This window comes from bacterium, assembly GCA_037131655.1.
Classification (GTDB): domain Bacteria; phylum Armatimonadota; class Fimbriimonadia; order Fimbriimonadales; family JBAXQP01; genus JBAXQP01.
The window spans coordinates 1-3,442 of sequence record JBAXQP010000290.1 but is presented as its reverse complement, the minus strand read 5'-3'; the positions used below and the strand labels follow the sequence as shown (position 1 = coordinate 3,442).

Sequence of the window (3,442 nt, the reverse complement as noted above, 5' to 3'; positions counted from 1 at the left end):
TTTTTTAGCAATTCCAATAACAACAATAACGAAGCTTAACCTGTAGGATTGAGATAGGGATTTGAAGTGTAATAATGAATCGTTTTTCTTTACGAGGGAAAAATATTTGACAATTTTTATTTTCAAGCAGGAATAGCCTCACCAATTAACGAATTCAAACAAAACAATCATGTAATCTGGCCATTTTGTATAAGAACTGGCCTCATTTAGAGGATTGTAGATCAAATTTTTAAGAGGAGTGTCTCATGAACAAGGTAAAACTAGTCCTGTTGCTTCTATTGGTCACGCTGGGGAATAGCGTATGGGCGGCCTATACGCCAGCACCATTGCCTACAAAGCAAGTGAATCCGAATGATGGTGCTGAGATGGTGCTTATTCCTGCCGGAGATTTTATGATGGGCACCAGCGAGTTTGAACTCGCAAACTGGTTGGCAGTTAATACCGCGGATAAGCGCGAAGAGTACGCTGCTGAAATGCCGCAACGTTCGGTCTATTTAGATGCCTATTACATGTATAAGACCGAAGTTACTGTGGCACAATATCGAAATTTCTGTATGTCCACCAAAAGGCTCATGCCTTCTGAACCTGATTGGAAGTGGCATGACACTGACCCTATTGTTAATGTTACCTGGTTAGATGCGAAGGCCTATGCTGACTGGGCCGGTGTGGGACTGCCTACTGAGGCACAGTGGGAAAAAGCCGCACGTGGTGATGATGGCCGTACATATCCGTGGGGAGAAGCATGGCCGCCCAAAGCTGGCGTAGGGAACTTTGCTGATAAAGCTGCAGGCAAACGCTATGGGGCATCTGCCGGAGTAATACCAGGATACAACGATGGGTTTGTGAACATTGCACCTGTTGGGTCATTCACCGCAAATCCTTTTGGTTTATTTGACATGGAGGGGAATGTATCCGAATGGTGTGCTGACCGATATGGCGATGACTATTATCAATACGCACCTGCAAAGAATCCTCTTGGTGCGACGTCTGGGGAATTGCGGGTAATCCGTGGTGACCCCGGTTATGGTGGTATAAGGAGCTTACGCAGTGCAAACCGAGGTTATTTGGCACCAAAGGAAAAGAGCATAAACACTGGGTTTAGATGTTCAGTCCTGCCTGCTACCAGAATAAATGCGAAAGATGGTGCCGAAATGATGTTTGTCCCTGCCGGTGAGTTCTTCATGGGTACAAGTGAAGAAGAACTAGCTGCCTGGTTAAAAGAGCATCCCGGAGATAAACGTGAGATGTTCGCAGACGAAATGCCCCAACATAAGGTTCAATTAGACTCTTACCTTCTATACAAAACCGAAGTAACGGTAGCGCAGTACCGGAAATTCTGCACAGAGACCGAACGAAATATGCCACCCGAACCAGAATGGAAATGGCAGGACACCGACCCTATCGTTAATGTCACCTGGGCAGATGCAAAAGCTTATGCGGACTGGGCCGGTATGACACTGCCGACAGAGGCACAGTGGGAAAAGGCGGCTCGTGGTACAGATAAACGAGTCTATCCATGGGGAAACACTTGGGATGCAGCCAAAATGCAATGTTCTACCACCAAAACTGGAGACGCAAAAAAGGTGACCTCCGTCGGTGAATTCCCCCAGGGGGCAAGTCCATATGGAGTGCTGGATATGGCTGGCAATGTATATGAGTGGTGTGCTGACTGGTACAACGCAGATTATTACAAAACCACTCCTTTGAAGAATCCAGCCGGCCCAACAACAGGTACTGAGAAAATACAGCGTGGAGGAGCTTGGGACGACTTTGCTTCCGGTAGTTTCCGCTCTACTTATCGACCGACCTACAATCCTACTTTTAGAAGCGAGAATGTCGGTTTCCGCTGTGTCTCATTGCCACAAATAAAGATAAATCCTGTAGATGGTGCAGAGATGGTATTGATTCCTGCTGGAGAATATATCGATCAAAAATCGAAGCAGAAAATATCAGTCGACGCCTTCTATATGTACAAGACCGAAGTCACAGTGGAACAATACCGCATATTCTGCACAGCGACGAACCAAGAAATGCCATATCCAGGTTCTATACCTTGGCCTCAACAAAATGATTATCCAGTTGTATGGCTCCCCCAAGGTTTCAGTGATGCTTATGCATATGCAAAATGGGCAGGTGTAAAGATACCATCTGAAGCGCAATGGAAATATACTGCGCGAGGAGGAGACAGTCGAATTTATCCTTGGGGTAATAGTTGGCCCCCGCCGGCCGGAACAGGAAACTTCGCGGATCAGAGCGTGCATAGAAATATTATATATTCCATAAAAGGATATACAGATGGCTATTCTTATGCTTCTCCGGTAGCGTCATTCCCGCCCAATCCATATGGTCTATATGACATTGATGGGAATGTAATGGAATTGTGTGGTGATTCTAGCCGCGGCGAAGGTGACTATCAGCGAAAAGATGTTCTTTGTGGAGGTTCCTATGATACCCAAGAACCAGAACTTCTACGAGTAGATTATAGAGTGGTTGTCTCACCCGGATGGCAATATGATTTTAAAAGTTGTGGCTTCAGGTGCACAATGCCTCTTAAATGAATAGAGCCCACGAATGCATACGAATTGCAATGGTAGTGTATGTAAAAAGGGATAGGCGTTAAGCGGGGCCGCACCTCTGGCTTATCCCTCTTCAAAACACAAGTACATGCGGAATGCAGGAAACTATACAGGGTCGGGTTTATTATTCCAATATGGAACCCGATCCTGTATTGTAATACTGCAGAGTTCTGAACCTCAGCAACTCCTAGGAGTGGACATTATTTATTCAGATCAAAGACGCTCTTCATCTTTTTTGCTTTATCAAACTTTTTCAATGAAGCGCGGGGGAATTCTCCTTCTTTAATATCCTCGCCAACTCTCCATTGACAAATCACCCCGTCTTTAGGCCCATTAGTGGCGGAGAAATCACCAAACTTCTTTATGGCCATTTCTGGCCCACCACTATTCAGTTGAACAACATCGCCTACTTTTAATTCTTCCAATTCGATACCTCCTTATTCGCTCGTATATGCTGGAACCAACGTTCACTAGTTGGCACCTAATCTGTTTATTCTCTTAGAAGCGCTTGGTTCCTTCATTCTAGCTAAATCATTTTTACACATCACCAACTCAAGTTATCTCCGTCTAACGACTATCTTTAACAGTATTGCAGTTTGGTAATTCTTCCCATAGCGGCAGTTATTTCCATTTTGGAAATAACTGCCGCAGATGATAATTCACCCAATACGATGATGTTCTTCAATTGATAGATTGAAGTCCCGAATGGAGGGCATTATAATGCGTGTCATACGCCAACGCTGCGAACTATTTCCAAAATGGAAATAGTTGAGTTATACCATTACCATCAGACCCAGCGGGGCCGCGCCTACGGCTTGTCCCTCTTCCAAACACGTATTGAATCTTTGCGAGTTATTTCCAAAATG

General features: G+C 45.0%; 2 protein-coding genes. One reads left to right on the top strand and one right to left on the bottom strand.

What is annotated here, in order from left to right; translation table 11 throughout:
• Positions 1-245: 245 nt before the first annotated feature.
• The gene (locus WCO51_11335; protein ID MEI6513846.1) at positions 246-2,558 is read left to right on the top strand and encodes an SUMF1/EgtB/PvdO family nonheme iron enzyme; all 2,313 of its coding nucleotides are present in this window, start codon (positions 246-248) and stop codon (positions 2,556-2,558) included.
• Positions 2,559-2,776: 218 nt separating this feature from the next.
• Here WCO51_11335 and WCO51_11330 read toward each other — a convergent pair whose 3' ends face one another.
• Positions 2,777-3,001: a DUF2158 domain-containing protein gene (locus WCO51_11330; GenBank protein ID MEI6513845.1), complete on the bottom strand. Its 225-nt coding sequence runs from the start codon at positions 2,999-3,001 to the stop codon at positions 2,777-2,779.
• Between the last annotated feature and the right edge of the window lie 441 nt (positions 3,002-3,442).

Excerpts from the sequence above, each read along its gene's own strand:
- WCO51_11335 (MEI6513846.1), top strand. The coding sequence starts at position 246 with ATGAACAAGGTAAAACTAGTCCTGTTGCTTCTATTGGTCACGCTGGGG.